We start from the raw sequence: 15,986 nt of genomic DNA on the forward strand, positions 1-15,986 counted from the left end.
GGTTAGTGGTCGTCCGGCGGGGTGAGCCGGTTGACCTTCCAAGTGGAGTCTTTGGAGGTGCGCAGCAGCTGGAGTGCGTAGGGGCCAATGTCGGTGGGGACCGTGACGGTGACGCCGTAGCCGTTGGCTTCATCCACGGCCAGCGTCGCCGGCCCGGTCACCCGTGTGACGGGAATGTTGGCCGGATCAACCGTGGAGTAGTCGGCCGTGGCCTGCGGGGTGAGCCAGCGGGCGAAGTCATTTGCCCACAGGGCGGCGTCGGTGCCGGGGCGGGCGTAGTCGGCCATGGCCCGGGTCGCGACCGCGACCGCTTTGGTCTTGCTCTCGTCATCCCAGGCAATGCCCGACGTGGGCGGGACGGTCCCTCCCGGGGCCTGGGACCTGCCCCCGGTACTCAGGGAGGGAGCTACTGAAGTCACTGCGGGGGACGTGGGGACGGGCTGGCGTTCCGGGCCGCCGCCGGTGGACGGCGGGGCGCACGCCGTGCATAGGAGCACGGCGGCCAGCGCTGTCAGGGTGCGTTTCACTTCGGCTCCTCCGAGCCCGGCACGTACAGGAACGCACTGGGCAGATCGTTGTTCACGGTGCGGGTGTAGTACTTGTGGTCTTCCGGGACGGGGTTGCCGTTGTAGCCCTCCTCCAGATAGGTCCCGTCTGCGTTGACGGCCTTCACCGCGGCGACGTGGCCGTAGGTGGGGTCCGCTCCCCCGGCGCCGGGCGCGTACCAGACGACCGCGCCGACCCGCGGTGCGGAGCCGGTGGGCCAGCCGCGGGCGTTCCAGCCGTCCCGCCACGACAGTGCCGAGCCGAGATTCACGCCGTCGGGGCGGAAAGTGCTGTTGAGGACCTTGTACGGGGTATTGGTGCTGCCGAGCTGCTGGTTCACGCGCCACAGCGCGAAGTCCACGCACTCACGGTTGAACATTCCCAGCGCGCTCGGCTGGTAGATGGCGGCGGTGGCCCACGGCAGATCATCGCCCGCGCCGGAAGCGCCGGGAACCGGACAGCCGGTGCCGCTGATGGAAAAATTCGCGTCCGAGAGCGCCTGGACGATCTTCACTGCCGGGTCCCAGTACCGCTGGTAGTGATAGGGGTCCGCGTTGCGCTGGACGAGGTTCGCGGCGATCGTCGGTTCCAGCAGCTCCCAGCCCTCGACCTTCTGCAGGGCCCTGACGAAGTTGACCGCGCTGACGGACGGGTTCATCCGGTCCGCGTAGGAACCCCAGGCACCGTTATCCCTCTGCTGAAACAGACCTCGGGAATCCGGTCCAGCACCGTCGCCGATGTCGAGAACCCGCAGACCCGACTCCCCGAGGGCCACCATCACACTGACCATCTGGCCCTTGGCCGAAAGGTTCAGGGACTTGCCCGCATTCATGATCGCTGCAGCGTTCCTCAGCTGCTCAGCTGAGTACCCGTCGATCTTGGTGTCAGAGCTGATCGAGACGGAAGCCGCGGGGACGCAATCGGCCGCGGCCGGATTCGACCCGAAGAGCACGATCGACAGGACCAGACCCAGGAAGATCGCCGGCACGATAACCGCGGCGCCGATCAGCAGTCCCGTCGGCTTCATGCGGGCCACAGACTCAGGCCGTTACAAACACTATTGCTTAGTAATAGAGTGAGTCGGCAAGAGCGGCATTGGTTCGTCATTGCGTCAGGCAAGATGGATCCATGCCAAGCTTGATTCGACCAAAAATGCCGCCCGAAGTTGAGGTGGCAATCAGTCTTATGGGCAACCGTGCCCGGGTAGATATCCTGCGCCGCCTGTCGATGCTCGGCCCGTCGACCATTGGGCGTCTGCAGGCTGCGGTGGATATCAGCCGACCAAGCCTGAACCGACACCTCGATTTTCTCGCCAAGGCGGGTCTGGTGCAGACCGACCCCCCGGCAGGTATGCGCCACGGCAAGGATGTCGTCTATATCGTTCAATCCGCTCGGGTTCGAGAGCTGACCCAGGAGTACGCCAGCTATGTCGAAGGCATGTGACCGCGACTGTCCCGGGGCGTTCCGGCGGTACGCCGGTGCTCGGTGGGGGGACGTACAACTTATCGCGGTGGGCACATGTCCACGATAGCAGGATTGAAACATGTTTCAACCATGATTCAATCGCGTTCGGGATCGTTGCTTTCGTAGGTGTCCACGTCGTCCAGAAGTGCGTTGATCGCCTCGAGGGTCTTAGTGTCGATGTCGCCGAGAGTTCGGGCCGCAATGTTCTTCAACTTGTTCCGGCGCATCTTCTTCAGGAGCTGCAGCTCCCGCTCAATCCGTTCCGGGAGTTCACCGGATTCATCGGTCAGGTATGCCGGTTCCACTTTGAAGAATTTGGCCATCGCGACCAGGGCTTCTTTGGGGACAGTATCGGGTGACTCACCAGAGCGAATTCGCCACCAGCGCGTTCGAGAAAGCTCGTACCCGTTTTCGCGCACGCCTGCCTGGATGTCGGCGAACTCATAGGGTTCTCCGCCTTCGGCCACCACGACGTCCAGGAGGAGGTTCACCTTGCGAGCAAGGGTCTCCGCCCGCTCTAGCCGATCGCGGGGACTGTCACCGCCAACCATAAATTCAACCCCATCCAATTTCATTCGCTGTTTGCCGCAGCTTGTTCTCCGGCCGGGCCCGGCGGGAACCAATATTCGTACCAGCGGCGGACAGCTAGATTCCACCCTACCGGGTCGGAATTCCATTCATGTGTGTGTCCGGAACAGTCGAACTCCACGAGTTCTATCCGGTCTTTGTGTGTTTGCGCGAAGCGAGCGGAAGTTTCAAAAGGAACGGACCAGTCATTCCTATTGTGGAGGATCAGGACCGGGATACTCAGGGCGCCCTGGAATCTGGCCCGGTCAGCACCGCGCACCTCCAACGGCTCCTCGAGGCCGGCCAGTCTGCTGAATCCGCTGAGCGCCAAGAGCCGGGCTATGAGTGAGCCAAGGAGTTGTGGACAGCGCTGATGGCGGGCGTTGGCACGCAGAACGTCCTCCCAGACCAATACCGGCGAGACCATAACGAGGCCCTTGATCATCTCTGCCAACGACGACCGCTGCACGGTATTTAGAGCCATCGTTGCCCCGAGTGACCAGCCGAACACCACACATTCAGTTCCGCCGCGCTCCGCAACAAACCGAAGAGCTGCTTCTAGATCGCGCCATTCCGATTCGCCCAAATGCGATCTAGCGTCCCCCGAGCGAGGGCCCTCGCCATCATTCCGATATGAGATGACTAATGAGCTGAGTCCCATACGCGATGCACTCTCAACCCCACGCAGCGTCTGTGCCCTGGCACTTCCTTGCCCATGGACATGAATGGCCCAGCGGTCAGTTGCGCGGTCGATTATCCACGCAGGGGCTGGGCCGAGAGCTGTCTCGACAAAAGTCTCGACCACGTTAGCTGCAACGGACGATGGATCGACCGATACGATGCCACTCCACCGTCCCCTGGACTCCAGAGACAGGCCCGCGGGCCGATGAAGGAGGCGCCGTGTGACTTTGCCGTCACAGGTGGATATGACCGAACCGATGACGGCCGGAGGGCCGCCTGCCGAGAGCTGCAGGCCGAACTGCCCAGGCGCCAGCGTGTGTCTCGTGGCTGGGAGCTCGATCTCGTTATCGGAAATTGCCAGAGGGACGATGCCATAGCGGCGCCTATACGTCGCTGAAGTCGCCTGACGGGCTGCCCATGCCGCACCTGCAATGGCGCCCGCAGCACCAAGTAACCCGGCCCAGGCAACAGCCTTCAGCGAGGACGCCACGACAGCCGTTCGAGGTGGTCGGAGGCGCTGGCCAGTTTTCCGAGGCCTTCGGCGCCAATTCTGTCTCTTACTTCGGGATCCCGGGCCAAGGAGTCCTGGATCTCCACAATCATGCGGTGCAGCTCGCTGCGCCGGCGGTCCGGGCGTTTCGGAACCACACCAAGGTCCAGCGTCAGCCCGGCATTCCCGGCTACTGCCTGTCCCCAGACAGGTTCCAGGCCCGCAAGCACCGAGCTGGTTCGCGCCGTTTCGTAGATGGCAGTGACTTTGCGGCTGGCGGGAGGCAAAGCCATACCGGTGCAAAGAAAAAGGAACGTAGCCGAATTCAACACCGCATATATTCCGGACAAGGCGGAGAGCGCCTCAACCATACCGAGCACGTGAAGTGCGTCGAGTACGAGCACATCAACGACGAACAGAACGGCGGACAGGCACCCCAAGCCAACGAGCGCGAACGCTACGGTATAGATTCCGGTGGTCCAAGCCTTCCGAAAGCGCACGCAGGTCCAGCCTGCGGCGGCCATAACCGCGCCTATGTAGAGATACTGCCCGGCCGAATACAGACCCGCCGCCCACTGCCCTCCGTAATCCCGCATGAACGACGTCGACGTAACAGGAGCGTCGATCAGAATGAACAGGATGGTTGCCGATATCGCCGTGCCCACAAGTCCTGCTTTGGCCGCCACGTCGTACGAGGATTTCCTGCCGTAGGATGCCGGCTGTGTAGCCCGATGAATGGCCCGGGCGAGAAAATAGACACCCGTCAACAGGAGAAGGTTCGCTCCAAGGTCCGCATAGTTCCTCCCGCCGACCCACCCATCTGCGAGCAGGTAAACAGGGTTAATATTGAGGACCATGGACACGGAAATCAGCACCGAGGCCCATAGGATGCTGGTGTCTTTACCTTGGCCGCGTGACGCGATGACGATGAGCGTCAGGCTGACCATCAGCCCCGCTGCGATGATCTCCATCAGCCGAAGACGTCCTCGAAGGCGCCCGGTTCACCAGGCCCTGCCCTCAACGCCTCAGCCATGAGATCGGCAAGGTACTCGGCCGTGGCCTCTTCCAAGGTCCGGAACTCGGTTCGCATGAGGGCCCTGCGCACAATCTCCGGAGACAGGCCACGAAAGCTGCTCTTCAGGACGGTGCCCGCACCGGGTGTTGTGTCGTGGCCCAGGACCATGTGAGCAAGTTCGTGAAGAATAAACTGCTGGCGCTGTAGCTCCCAGGGCGTCGGGGGATGAAACACCCACTCGATCTTCGCCCCCGGCAGCCACAGACCACAGATGGATGTGCCGACCAACTTCTCGGTGGCACGAATCCGGATCCGCTTGCCGCGGATGTCTTCAATGACGCTCAAAAGCAGACTCAGAGTCAGGCCGCCTGGCAGTTCCAATGCTGCGAATGCACCGGATGCATCGCGGAAAGCCTGTTCAGACGTAGTTACAGACAGGGAACGCAGAGCTTGCGTCACAACAACATGACCCTTCAATAGCTTCATAGGGATAGGCTAGGTTGAAACATGTTTCAAACATGTCTTAGTCTGAATCAAGGTTCAACATATCCCGGGCAGAACGGGCCCAACCATATCAACCGGATCTTAGAAGTCATCGTTATTGCTGGGGAAGGAAGGATGAGCATGGCCACCGCCCCGACACCGCAGGTACCCATGACGTGTCCGAATTCAGCCCCTCCACCGTCCAACTTCCAGCTCGGCAGGGTCGCTGCAGGGGTGACTCACATCGGCAGGGCGGGCCGCCATCCCGCCAGGAAGATAGAGTTTCAGCGCAGGTCTGCGAAGCCCAAGAAAAGTGCGATGCGACACGCGGAGTCGTTTTCTGTAAACAAATCCCCGGATGCCGCCGCAAGCAGTGCTAATTTCGACTCAGTCGATAGCTGTAAACAGAAACCTCAAAGTGGTCGACTCCAGGTAGCACCAGCGATGAAGCAGTCACAACCGCAAGTTGTGCGAGATTCAAAGGACATGACCATGAGCGCAGTAATCAATCGTGGAGGCGGACGGCCTAGCAAGGGCCTACGCAAATACATTGGCTTCCGCACGCAGGCTAAGACCGCGGAAGACGTTCAGATGATCGCTGCCGCTAAAGGCATGACTGTCACTGATTACGTTTCCTCTGCCGTCGACCGGTCCCTGCGCGAAGACCTGGCATTGCTGGATCATTTCGCGCATCAGGAGGAACTGCCGATCCGCATAGCCTCATAACAGAAGAAGGCCCGCACTAGGCGGGCCTTCGAAGCTGAAGATCCACGATCCGGGAAGCTTGCCGGCGAACAGATCGTAGATCGGATGGAAGACCTTCACAGGGCTTCATTTGTGTTGCAAAACCGATCCTGGAAGATCGGCCCTTACTCATTCCCTCGACAGGAACAGCATCATCGTACAACAGCACACCCGCGTGCTGCCAGCCATATACGGCGCTGGCGTGTCGCGCGGGCCATCCTCTACACACAGCCCCGCTCAGGCGTGGGCTGCGTTGGCGCCTATCCTCGCAGGTCAGCCCCGAGTTCGCCTCTCCCGGGACGCAGGTAAGACCTACCCGCAAAAGCATGAGCGCACTCTCACTGAGACCCTGCCCACGTTCCCTGCGGCGGTCCGGATTTTTGGCAAGGACGGCACGTGCGCTGCGATTTTCCTTGACTTTGACTCGTCCGTCGCCGGTATTGACTGGGTCGAGGCCGACGTCCGTGCCGTCCAGACGTGGCTGCACTCGGTCGGTGCCCGCTGGATTGAGGATTACTCCCCCAACGGCGGCCGGCACGTCTACATCCCGCTCGAGCAGCGGGTCACCTTTTCTGAAGCGCGCGATCTTGTCGAGGCGCTGGGCACCCGCTACCGGAGCCTGGACAAGACCCCGCACCAGAACCTCCTGCATGGCTGCATGCGCACACCCGGATCCCCGCACAAGCGCGGCGGACACCAGGAACTCGCCATGTCATTGTCGATGGCCTACGACGTTGCCCGGCGGCCCAACTCGGCCACCACCTGGGCAGCCATGAACGCCGACCTTGCAGAGGAGATCGCAGCGGTCAAGGCACTCCGTCTCGAAGGCACGATCACACCGGCCACCACCGAGACGCCCCGAATCCAGCACCCAGCCGGGCGGATGTCCCGGACCATGCAGCTGATGGCCCAGACGGGGCTATACGACACCAACCGGTACGCCTCCGATTCGGATGCACGACAGGCCATTGTCACAGGGGCCGCGGCCGCCGGCATAGAACTCGTCGACGTCGAACGCCGGATGCTGCAGGGGACCTGGCCCGGACTGGCCTCTTTCTATGCCCGCTATGCCTCCCGCCACCGTGTCCCGGCATTGCGCAGGGACTGGCTGAATGCGGTTACGTATCTGAGCAAAAACCCCGGGTCCAGGGACAGAAAGAACAATGCCCGTATATCCCCCACAAGCCAGCCAACTACACAGCCCCCCGTAATACAAGGGAATCCGATTTCATCGAATCCCGATGTGGAGCATCGGTTCATCCGGACCTGGCGAAATGCACTGCGGTTGAAGGAACATGCCTACACCGATTCAAGGACCGGGCTGGCCAGGAGAATGATGCTGAGGTCGCTGGGGGAGGCAGCACACATGACGGCATCCAGGTTCATTGAATTCGGTGACCGGTCCATCGCGGTGGCCACCGGCCTGGATCACACCACGGTCGGATCACACCTCAGAGCCCTGCGCAACGAGAAGGACCCGTTGGTGACCCTCGTTGAACAGGGCCGCGGTACCAAGGGAGACCTCTACATGCTGACCGTGCCGGAGGAGGTGAAGACGGCGGCTGAAGACCTGACTTGGCGGAAGGGGAAAATCCACGCACTTCGGCCAGTTTTCAGGGAACTGGGACTGCCGGCGGCCTTCGTGTACGAGGCACTGGAACACTCCCCCGGCCTGTCAACATCCGAGATCGTAAAGCTGACCAAGCTCTCGAGGACAGCTGTCAGTGAGGCGCTTGAGGTAATGGCCGCCTGGAACATGATCGCCCGGAACAACGAACGGGCCTGGTCGGTGGTGGCATCGACGTCACTGAAAGACCTCGCCGAGCACTTCGGGGTCATGGAAGCTGTGGCGGCGCAGCTGCAGCGCTACCGGATCGAACGGATCCTGTGGAAGGAATGGCTGTCTAAGAACGTCAACACCGTCGCCGAGCTCCTCTCCCCCGGTGAGGACTATCCATGGGAGGCATTTGAGGGTCCACCGGACGAGTGGGCCCTGGCGGACATGGCGTTCACTAGGGCCGGCTAAATTCGTTCACCCCGATCCTATTCCTGACGCCCTTCTCCCCTGCCATTCCGCGGGCGGTTTGGCAGATAGGCTCCTGGCCGTGCGTCGAATCCCACTCTCCCGGCGTCACGACTGTGCCGCCGGCCGGATCAAACCGAGGCAGGGATGCGCAAATAGTGCCATTTGCGAAAACGTGGCGCCAACGCCCGCTCCCCCTCGCTGCCGCGATTCTGGGTGACCGGTTCCAGCGTGGTCTGGGATAACGCCCCCCCGCCTGGAGCGACGGCTACCCTCCGGTACGAGTACTCTCCCCCCGGCCGGCGCGCCCGGCCGTCCGCCGACACAGGGTAAGCAACTACGTGCCTAGGAGACGGTCCGGCACCATCCCCTAAATCGTAATCATGAGCAAATGCCACCATTGACCCATATTCGCAAATACCCCCTTTTGCGCTCATCCCGCCTCCGGACCTCACTCCCCCGCGTCAGCCAGATGCCAGCCGACAGAAAAAGACCCAATTGCTCCAGGCACAAATGGAACCATTTGCTCGCGAGCACACCCAAGTGGGATGCACCGGTCCGGGTTTCGGGGGAAAACGTCGTCAGGAAACGTCGTCGGCAGGGAAGGATCCACCGCTCGGGGAGTGCCCTGGTGCCATGTCTAGTCGGCAGTGAAGTGGCCAGGGGCAAGCCGAGTGACTGCGCGCCAGTGCTGGAGTGGTCCGGGAAACGGACCGCCCCTGGCCCGGCTCGGTGTCCGTGGAGCTGGCCGCAAGGGCTGCCGGTACATATGTCACCATATGCGCATAAGGCACCCTTTGCGGCAGATGTGGGATTACCTGAAATCCCTCTATTTGAGCAAGTAGTACCAGATGCGTATGCGGTGGCATATGCGGCAATACCTCATTAAGCGCAAATCCCACCATAAGTCCCTGAATAGGGCCTTGGCGGCCCGAACGCAAATGCCTCCATTTGCGTTCGAACGTTGCAGCTCCTTGCGGTCCTCCCGTTGAGAAAATGCCACCATATGCGAAACGGTTGACGTGGTTGCCGGCGAGACGCCGCTTGCTCAAATAGAACCATTTGCGAATCGCTGTCAGGCCGGGGTTCTCTACAGTCCCCCTATTTAACAGCCCCGTGCTACGACACGCGACATGGGCAAAAGGGAGCATTATGCGGGAACCTGTCCCCGGGCACCCACTAATCGGGTCTCGTCGATTCTGGCGCAAATGGTTCTTTTTGCGCATGGCCCGTCACGCTTTAGTCCTTTGCGGCATATGCGCAAATGGTGGCATGGTGCAGTACACGCAAAGTGAGGCATATGCGTCGTTTCCGCAAATGCCTCTTATGGTGCCATTTGCTCCAAAGGAGGGATACGCGTGAAAAGAACCATTTGCGCCAACACTCCCGCGTGGCGTCCGGGCAGACCCCAGGAGCACCGCTAGTCTGGTCTCATCGGTTGCCGGCCCGATGAGTTCCCGCCACACGTGGGCCTTCTGCCGCACCGTTTTTCTACCAGCAGTGCAACGGAAGGTACCCCAGACATGTCGGCAAAAATCATCGCGGTTTGCAACCAAAAGGGTGGCGTCGGCAAGACGACCCTCGTGACCGGCCTGGCAGAGGTCTTTTCCAGAACGCTCGGTAAGAAGGTCCTAGTCATCGACGCGGACCCGCAGTACAACGTGACGTCCGCCCTGGGCGTGACGGAACCGGAGTTCACCCTCAACGATGTCCTCTACGGCGACGAGTCGAACAACCAGAAGATCATGCCGGGGGTCGCGGGCGACGCCATCATGCCGGCGGGGGAGGCCTGGCAACCAAAGGTCGACAAGAATGAATCTTTCCCGAGACTCGACCTGATCGCGGCCGAACGCAACCTGGCATCCCGCGAACGCGACTCCATGATGGCCCGCGAACACCGACTGCGGATCGCCCTGAAGGGTGTCGCGGACGAGTACGACATCGTCCTGATCGACTGCGCACCCTCGCTGGGGCTTCTGACCGTCAACGCCCTGACGGCAGCCACGCATGCCCTTCTGATAACCGAGCCCCGGGTCGCCTCAGTAGAGGGGCTGTCCGAAATCGTTACGACCATCGGCGAAGTACAGGAGAACCTGAACGAGAACATCGAGCTTCTGGGTGTCATCGTCAACAAGCAGAAGAAGCGCGCTGACCAGATGCACTGGATTGAGAAGATCAACGCCAACTTCGGTGACCTCGTCTTCGAACCGATGCTTCAGGACCGCGAAGTGTTCGCCAAGGCGCAGGCCGCCTCGCAGCCGCTGCGGGCGTGGGGCTCCGAAGCCGCCCCGCATCGGGCCGACCTGGTCCAGCTGGCCACGCAGATCTGGAAAGGTGCAGAGTCATGAACCGCCCAGGACCCGCCCCGGAACGCGGAGGCACCCCCAGCGCCCTGGACGCCGTACGGAAACGCGGCGGACTGAGCAAGGCACGCAACACCAGCGTCATCGCCGACATGACGCGCATGGCAGATGAGCCGGCTGCGGATCCACAGCCGGCGACACTGCACTCCGTGCCGACCTCCGCGGCAGACCCCGAGCAGACACCCACCTCCGCCGCAGCTGCACCTGCACCGGCGTCGATTGAGGCAGCGCCGGTTCAGCACGCTCCCGTAGTCGAGGCGCCGGTAGTCCAGCAGGTCACCGCGCAACAGGCGCCGGTTCAGCAGCCACAACCTGTCACTTACATGCCGCCGGTCCAGCCGGTGCAGCACGCTCCGCAGCAGGTCCAAGCCCTTCTGCAGCAACCGGCTCCCGAACCGGCGGAGCCGGAAAAGAAGAAGTACCGGAAGACCAGCTTCTTCCAGTCGAAGGAGTCGGGCGCCCGGATGCGATCTGCGTACATGGCGACCCGTCACTTGACCGGATCCAGAACACTCTCGGACTTCATCCTCGCCGCCGTGGAGCGTGAGGTCGAGGCTTTGGAGCGCCAGTACAACGAAGGGAACTTGTTCACCGCAGACCCAGGCAGTGTTCCCCGAGGCAGGCCCCTGGAGACTTAGGCGCTACCGGTCGCGGCCGGGGAGTGCATCAGCTCGTCATGCCCGTGGTGGTTCATGAAGTCCGTCGGCATCGAGTGGGCCTCCTCGGCTGCCGTGGCAGGCAGCCGAAATTGGGTACTTGGTTGGGGGAGCGGGTGCCAGGTCCGGCGCCTCAGCGGAGTCAATCGGCACTATGGAAGACGGCCTCGCTTGAGTCCGTCCGGTAAGTCCCCGGAGTGAATTCCCCGCTTCGCGCGCAGAGTGACTGACGATCGATGGCGCTCCTCTAGCAGAAAGGCCGTCCGGTTGGGGTATACCTCTAACTGACGTCAGCTGAATACCGGCAACCGCGCCAGATTAGGGTCTGTTGGGGCATATCCTGACATCTTGCCGGCTGGGTTTATGGGGTCACCCTGACACTCGCCGCCGGCGAGCCCGCCGACAGCACCTAACGATTGTTCCGCGGTCTCGATGGTGCTGGAATTGAAATAGTGTTGAGGACAAGGCTGACGTTGGCTTTGGGGGAGGCGCCAGCATGAACCACGAACGAAGGCCCCTGCTGGCCCGCAAAATCCATGTCCAGCTGATCGATGACCTTTCCGGCGAAGATGCACAGGAAACCGTCCGGTTCTCCCTCGACGGAGCTGACTACGAAATCGACCTGTCAGCCGGGAACGCGGCCGAACTGCGCGGGGCTATGGCGCGGTTCGTGTCCAACGGCCGGCGCGTCCGCGGCGCGGGGGCGGGAAGCCGGCGCGACAGGACCGGATCGACCGGCAGGGAAGAGACTCAGAAGATCCGGGAGTGGGCCATGGCCAATGGGTACAGTCCCAGCTCCCGGGACGAATCAGCCAGGACATCAAGAATGCCTACGACGATGCACATTCCTAAGCGATAGGCCCGCCAGCCGCGGGCCGAGCGGGCAACGCCCTTGGAACCGATGGCTGCCCCGTCAGTGTCCTTCGTTCGTTTCTATGCCATCTGTGCCGGTGACGGTGCGGGCTTTCCAAGCCTGGAGAGTTCTTCGACGGCGCTGCCGATGGCGATGCCTCGGGCGCCGGCGGCGATAAAGTCCTGTGCGTTGTGGAGGTTCATTCCGCCTGTTGCGACGAAGCGGACCGAAGGAAAAGGTCCGTGCATCTGTCGGATCCATGTGCTGCCGAGGTTTACGGCAGGGAATGCCTTCAGCCAGGTCAGCCCGAGGCCGTGGGCCTGACCGACTTCTGTTGTAGTCGCCACGCCCGGCAAGGGAGCCATCCCGAGTTCGATCGCGTGGGAGACGATCTCCTTGTCGAATCCGGGTGTGACGATGAAGCTTGCCCCAGCGGCCTTGACCGCATTCAGCTGTTCCACGGTGAGTACGGTCCCCGTGCCGGCCTCATGGCCGTTGTCGCGTCCTGCCGTGACCAGGGCCGTCAGGTCTCCTGAAGTGAATTCTTGGCGGTATGTCCGAATGTGTCGTGATGCCCGCCTTGACGGGGGTGAGCTGCGGAAACAGCGGCCCTTTCCCCACCAGCAAGCAGGGCACTCGGTTGCTGAGGCGGACCCTGCGGTCGCTGATTCGTGCTGCCTGCCCGGTGTACGTCGTCCTCCGGAGAGGCTTCGGCGTCAGCGGCCTGGCGATCCGGACCGTGCATGGTTCGGGCCCCTGAGGCGCACCCGGGGGTGAACGCCGTGGACCGCGGAATGGCTGCCTCGGGCCGCATTCCCGCCGATGTGCCGTCCGTCCTTCGTAATACCCGGCCATGGTTTTTGACTTGCACTTCTCCGGATTTATGGTTTATAAGTCCCGCCGCACCTCCCCCCAAGTGGCGGCGTGGCCAGCCGTTAATGCCCCCGTGCCGATCCCCCAACCGGTACGGGGGCATTTTGCGTCCTGCTATGAGCGGCCCGCGTTCACGATGGCCGGGCAGTTCTGCCGGTGCCAGGGCGTCCCGGCCGTGCCGCTGCAGCTGATGGGCGGGTTCCCGTGAGGTGCCGACGGGGGCCGGCCGGTGTGCAAGCGGGGTGAAGGCCGGCAGCCGATCCTGGGCCCAGAACGTCGCGGAGCGACGTGAGGGCTGCATCGGCGTTGCGCAGGTGTATGGCGTCCGCGGTCCCGAGCGGGGCCAGGCGGCGGGTCAGGAGGCCCACGGCGGCAAGGATGTTGTCCAGGCCGGTAAGTGCACGGACGATCCCGGCCAGGTCTGAGGGCGGGGGAGCGGCTGCGAAGAGAAGGATTCTGCGGCAAAGCCGCGTGCAGGCTTTCGCGTCGTCGATGCGGAAGGCGCGGGTCATCGACGAACCGACGGCCGCGGCGCTGGCGAAGGCCAGCGCCAGATGTGGATCGATCGGGTCCATAACCTCATTGTGGTCGCCTCGCTGTCTGGAATACCAGTCACTCCCGTAACACAGGCGTGCGATCGTGCGGAACCTGAGCGCCTCGCCGGTTCTGACGCTTAGCCGGCGGAATGAGAAACCTTGAGACTGCTCTGTAGACTTTTCAGGAGTTTCTGTCGCCGGATTTTCGCATCGCTGTCGGTCAGAGACCCCGCACGGTAACTTCGGAGGCTGGACCGACCGGCAGTCGATTGGGGTTGTCTGCCTTGCACCTCAAATACGATCGATAAATGAGACAGGCTGGCCGCTTCCCGGGGCCGTCAGGATCTTCAAGAATTGTCGTTTTCAGAAGTCGTCTGCACCACGTCATACGGAAGTATGGCTCCGGTGCACAGGACTGTTGACATCCGTTTGTCAGAAGTCATCTCCACTGCCGGCATTTTCTTCAGAAGTCGCCTGCACTAGCCATGAACCATGGTCAAGAGTCGTCTGCACCGTCAGCGCCCGACATAACATCGGATGAACCTTCGCCGAACTTGAGATACCCCTCGACTTTCTGTCACAAACAGAGAATCAGGGACCCTTTGCATGACTTAGAATAAATCACGGGTTAAATGACATGTTTCGATGCCAGCCGGATTCCGAGTCACATCGTCACTTAAACGAACGTATAAATGACGGAGGGAACTCCTGTGCTTGTCGGATATATTCGCGTCTCAAAGACGGACGGATCCCAAACCACGGACCTGCAGCGGGACGCGCTCCTGGCCGCCGGCATCGACGTGGATTCCCTCTACGAAGACAAGGCCTCAGGAAAGAAGGACGATAGACCCGAGTTGGCAGCGTGTCTCAAGGCACTGCGCCACGGCGACACTCTGGTTGTGTGGAAGCTCGACAGGCTGGGCCGGGACCTGCGGCACCTGGTTAACATCGTCCACGACCTGACCGAACGCGGCATCGGGCTGAAGGTCCTCACGGGGCAGGGTGCGGCGATCGACACCACCACAGCCTCCGGAAAGCTCGTCTTCGGGATCTTCGCCGCATTGGCTGAGTTCGAACGCGAACTCATCTCCGAGCGCACTCTCGCCGGACTGGCCTCGGCACGGGCACGTGGCCGTAAAGGCGGACGGCCCTACAAGATGACTCCCGCGAAACTTCGTCTCGCTCTGGTATCAATGGGCCAACCCAACACGAAGGTCAGCGATCTTTGCGCTGAACTCGGCGTTACCCGCCAGACCCTGTACAGGCATGTGTCGCCCGCCGGGGAGCTGCGTCCAGACGGTGAGAAGCTACTTTCCCGTTAGCCTCGGCCGGCTTTAGCCAATAGTTGTTGATGATGACTTGTGGCGGGTTGCCACTTCTCGAGTCAACGGTCCTGGGTGTTCAAACTTCTTAGGAACTGAGACGGTAGGCAGCTGCGTCAATCTCCGAAGTGGTCTGCACAGAAAGGTGTAGCCGCCCTCGCGGATCCGATTCGCCCAGGGCAATAGTCCCCGGTATCCGGGCTCACGACTCTGAAGTCGAACGGTCGGAAGGCGGCTACTGTGTTGGTGCTCGGCGCGATGTGGCCGCCTGCATCGAGACGGCGGCAGCGTATTCACCTGACCGGATGACAAATTCACTCTGTGACGGTTGTTGAAAGGGAGGAGGCCGATCTCTAGGCGTTGTAGCCGTGCGGGTTGTTGTTTTGCCAGCGCCAGTGGTCCTCGCACATCTGGTCCACAGTCTTGGTGGTTGACCAGCTCAGGTCGGCTAGGGCCGAGCTCGCGTCGGCCCAGAACGCGGGGAGGTCTCCGGCACGGCGTCCGGTGAGCTCGTAGGGGATCGGACGGCCCACGGCTTTCTCGAAAGAATGCAGTACCTCGAGCACGGAGGATCCCTTGCCCGAGCCGAGGTTCCAGCGGAAGACGCCGGTCCGGGCCGCCACGTGGTTGAGCGCGGCGACGTGGCCTTGGGCCAGGTCCACGACGTGGATGTAGTCGCGCAGGCAGGTGCCGTCCGGGGTGTTGTAGTCGGCGCCGAACACCATCAGCTTCTCGCGCCGGCCGACGGCGACTTGTGCGATGAAGGGCACGAGGTTGTTGGGGATGCCCTGCGGGTCCTCGCCGATCCGGCCTGAGGGGTGTGCGCCGACAGGGTTGAAGTACCTCAGGAGGGCGATGTGCCAGCGGTCGTCCGCCGCTCCGAGGTCGGCGAGGATGTCCTCGATCTGTTCTTTGGTCCGGCCGTATGGGTTGTTGGCGCCGATCTCCATCTTCTCCACGTAGGGGATCGGGTTGTGTTCCCCATAGACCGTGGCGGAGGAGCTGAAGACGATTGAGCGCACGTCGTGCCGGTCCATCGCCCGGAGCAGGTTCAGTGTGCCCACGAGGTTGTTGTAGTAGTACATCAGGGGCTCCCGGACGGATTCCCCGACGGCTTTGAGGCCGGCGAAGTGGATGACCGCGTCGATCGGCTGCTCGGTGAAGACGGCGTCCACGGCCGGCTCGTCCACCAGATCCACCGGGTGGAAGGCAACGGGCGTGCCGCTGAGCTCGGCGACCCGGCGCAGCGACTCCTCGCTGGAGTTGACCAGGTTGTCGATCACCACCACTTCATGGCCGGCTTCCTGCAGGGACAAAACGGTGTGGGAGCCGATGTAGCCGGCGCCTCCGGTGACCAGAATTCTCATTGG

At 62.1% G+C, this 15,986-nt stretch carries 16 protein-coding genes; 7 read left to right on the plus strand and 9 right to left on the minus strand.

The window, feature by feature from the left end:
• Nucleotides 1–2: 2 nt before the first annotated feature.
• Together AC1DGD_RS06610 and AC1DGD_RS06615 are read right to left on the minus strand one after the other, a co-directional pair.
• Nucleotides 3–527: a putative periplasmic lipoprotein gene (locus AC1DGD_RS06610; protein WP_476856311.1), complete on the minus strand. Its 525-nt coding sequence runs from the start codon at nt 525–527 to the stop codon at nt 3–5.
• Entirely contained in the window at nt 524–1,573 is a 1,050-nt protein-coding gene (locus AC1DGD_RS06615; protein ID WP_476856312.1) for a CHAP domain-containing protein, read from the minus strand. The genes AC1DGD_RS06610 and AC1DGD_RS06615 overlap by 4 nt, the downstream gene beginning before the upstream one ends.
• Before the next feature lie 101 nt (nt 1,574–1,674).
• Between AC1DGD_RS06615 and AC1DGD_RS06620 the strand changes: the two genes are divergently transcribed.
• A complete protein-coding gene (locus AC1DGD_RS06620; protein ID WP_476856313.1) occupies nt 1,675–1,989 on the plus strand; it encodes an ArsR/SmtB family transcription factor in 315 nt (104 codons plus the stop codon).
• 116 nt (nt 1,990–2,105) lie between these two features.
• Here AC1DGD_RS06620 and AC1DGD_RS06625 read toward each other — a convergent pair whose 3' ends face one another.
• From AC1DGD_RS06625 to AC1DGD_RS06640, 4 genes are all read right to left on the minus strand, one after another.
• Nucleotides 2,106–2,501 (minus strand): hypothetical protein, encoded by a 396-nt coding sequence (locus AC1DGD_RS06625; RefSeq protein ID WP_441410628.1) that lies wholly within the window; start codon nt 2,499–2,501, stop codon nt 2,106–2,108.
• Nucleotides 2,502–2,581: 80 nt separating this feature from the next.
• Entirely contained in the window at nt 2,582–3,163 is a 582-nt protein-coding gene (locus AC1DGD_RS06630; RefSeq protein WP_476856314.1) for an alpha/beta hydrolase family protein, read from the minus strand.
• Between the two features lie 569 nt (nt 3,164–3,732).
• Complete coding sequence (locus AC1DGD_RS06635) at nt 3,733–4,719, minus strand: hypothetical protein (RefSeq protein ID WP_476856315.1); 987 nt, start codon at nt 4,717–4,719, stop codon at nt 3,733–3,735.
• A complete protein-coding gene (locus AC1DGD_RS06640) occupies nt 4,719–5,249 on the minus strand; it encodes a hypothetical protein (protein WP_476856316.1) in 531 nt (176 codons plus the stop codon). The genes AC1DGD_RS06635 and AC1DGD_RS06640 overlap by 1 nt, the downstream gene beginning before the upstream one ends.
• Nucleotides 5,250–5,738: 489 nt before the next feature.
• Between AC1DGD_RS06640 and AC1DGD_RS06645 the strand changes: the two genes are divergently transcribed.
• The 5 genes from AC1DGD_RS06645 (at nt 5,739) to AC1DGD_RS06665 (ending at nt 11,891) form a co-directional block, all read left to right on the plus strand.
• Nucleotides 5,739–5,972: a hypothetical protein gene (locus AC1DGD_RS06645; RefSeq protein WP_011689691.1), complete on the plus strand. Its 234-nt coding sequence runs from the start codon at nt 5,739–5,741 to the stop codon at nt 5,970–5,972.
• Nucleotides 5,973–6,165: 193 nt separating this feature from the next.
• A complete protein-coding gene (locus tag AC1DGD_RS06650; protein ID WP_476856317.1) occupies nt 6,166–8,016 on the plus strand; it encodes a MarR family transcriptional regulator in 1,851 nt (616 codons plus the stop codon).
• A gap of 1,520 nt (nt 8,017–9,536) precedes the next feature.
• The gene (locus AC1DGD_RS06655; protein ID WP_441410633.1) at nt 9,537–10,361 is read left to right on the plus strand and encodes a ParA family protein; all 825 of its coding nucleotides are present in this window, start codon (nt 9,537–9,539) and stop codon (nt 10,359–10,361) included.
• Nucleotides 10,358–11,014 (plus strand): ParB family protein, encoded by a 657-nt coding sequence (locus tag AC1DGD_RS06660; protein WP_476856318.1) that lies wholly within the window; start codon nt 10,358–10,360, stop codon nt 11,012–11,014. The genes AC1DGD_RS06655 and AC1DGD_RS06660 overlap by 4 nt, the downstream gene beginning before the upstream one ends.
• Before the next feature lie 514 nt (nt 11,015–11,528).
• Nucleotides 11,529–11,891 carry a histone-like nucleoid-structuring protein Lsr2 gene (locus AC1DGD_RS06665; RefSeq protein ID WP_476856319.1) on the plus strand — a complete coding sequence of 121 codons (363 nt, stop codon included), beginning with the start codon at nt 11,529–11,531 and terminating at the stop codon, nt 11,889–11,891.
• 74 nt (nt 11,892–11,965) lie between these two features.
• On the opposite strand, the gene AC1DGD_RS06670 is transcribed toward AC1DGD_RS06665, so the two are convergent.
• Nucleotides 11,966–12,448: a bifunctional 4-hydroxy-2-oxoglutarate aldolase/2-dehydro-3-deoxy-phosphogluconate aldolase gene (locus AC1DGD_RS06670; protein ID WP_476856396.1), complete on the minus strand. Its 483-nt coding sequence runs from the start codon at nt 12,446–12,448 to the stop codon at nt 11,966–11,968.
• Between the two features lie 441 nt (nt 12,449–12,889).
• Complete coding sequence (locus AC1DGD_RS06675) at nt 12,890–13,333, minus strand: hypothetical protein (RefSeq protein ID WP_476856320.1); 444 nt, start codon at nt 13,331–13,333, stop codon at nt 12,890–12,892.
• A 671-nt stretch (nt 13,334–14,004) separates the two neighbouring features.
• Between AC1DGD_RS06675 and AC1DGD_RS06680 the strand changes: the two genes are divergently transcribed.
• Nucleotides 14,005–14,616 carry a recombinase family protein gene (locus tag AC1DGD_RS06680; protein ID WP_476856397.1) on the plus strand — a complete coding sequence of 204 codons (612 nt, stop codon included), beginning with the start codon at nt 14,005–14,007 and terminating at the stop codon, nt 14,614–14,616.
• A gap of 353 nt (nt 14,617–14,969) precedes the next feature.
• Here the strand turns inward: AC1DGD_RS06680 and galE are convergent, their stop codons facing one another.
• Nucleotides 14,970–15,983, minus strand: a complete 1,014-nt coding sequence (gene galE, locus AC1DGD_RS06685; RefSeq protein WP_476856321.1) for a UDP-glucose 4-epimerase GalE — start codon at nt 15,981–15,983, stop codon at nt 14,970–14,972.
• Nucleotides 15,984–15,986 lie beyond the last annotated feature (3 nt).

It is taken from the genome of Arthrobacter sp. 05T45 (assembly GCF_056395875.1).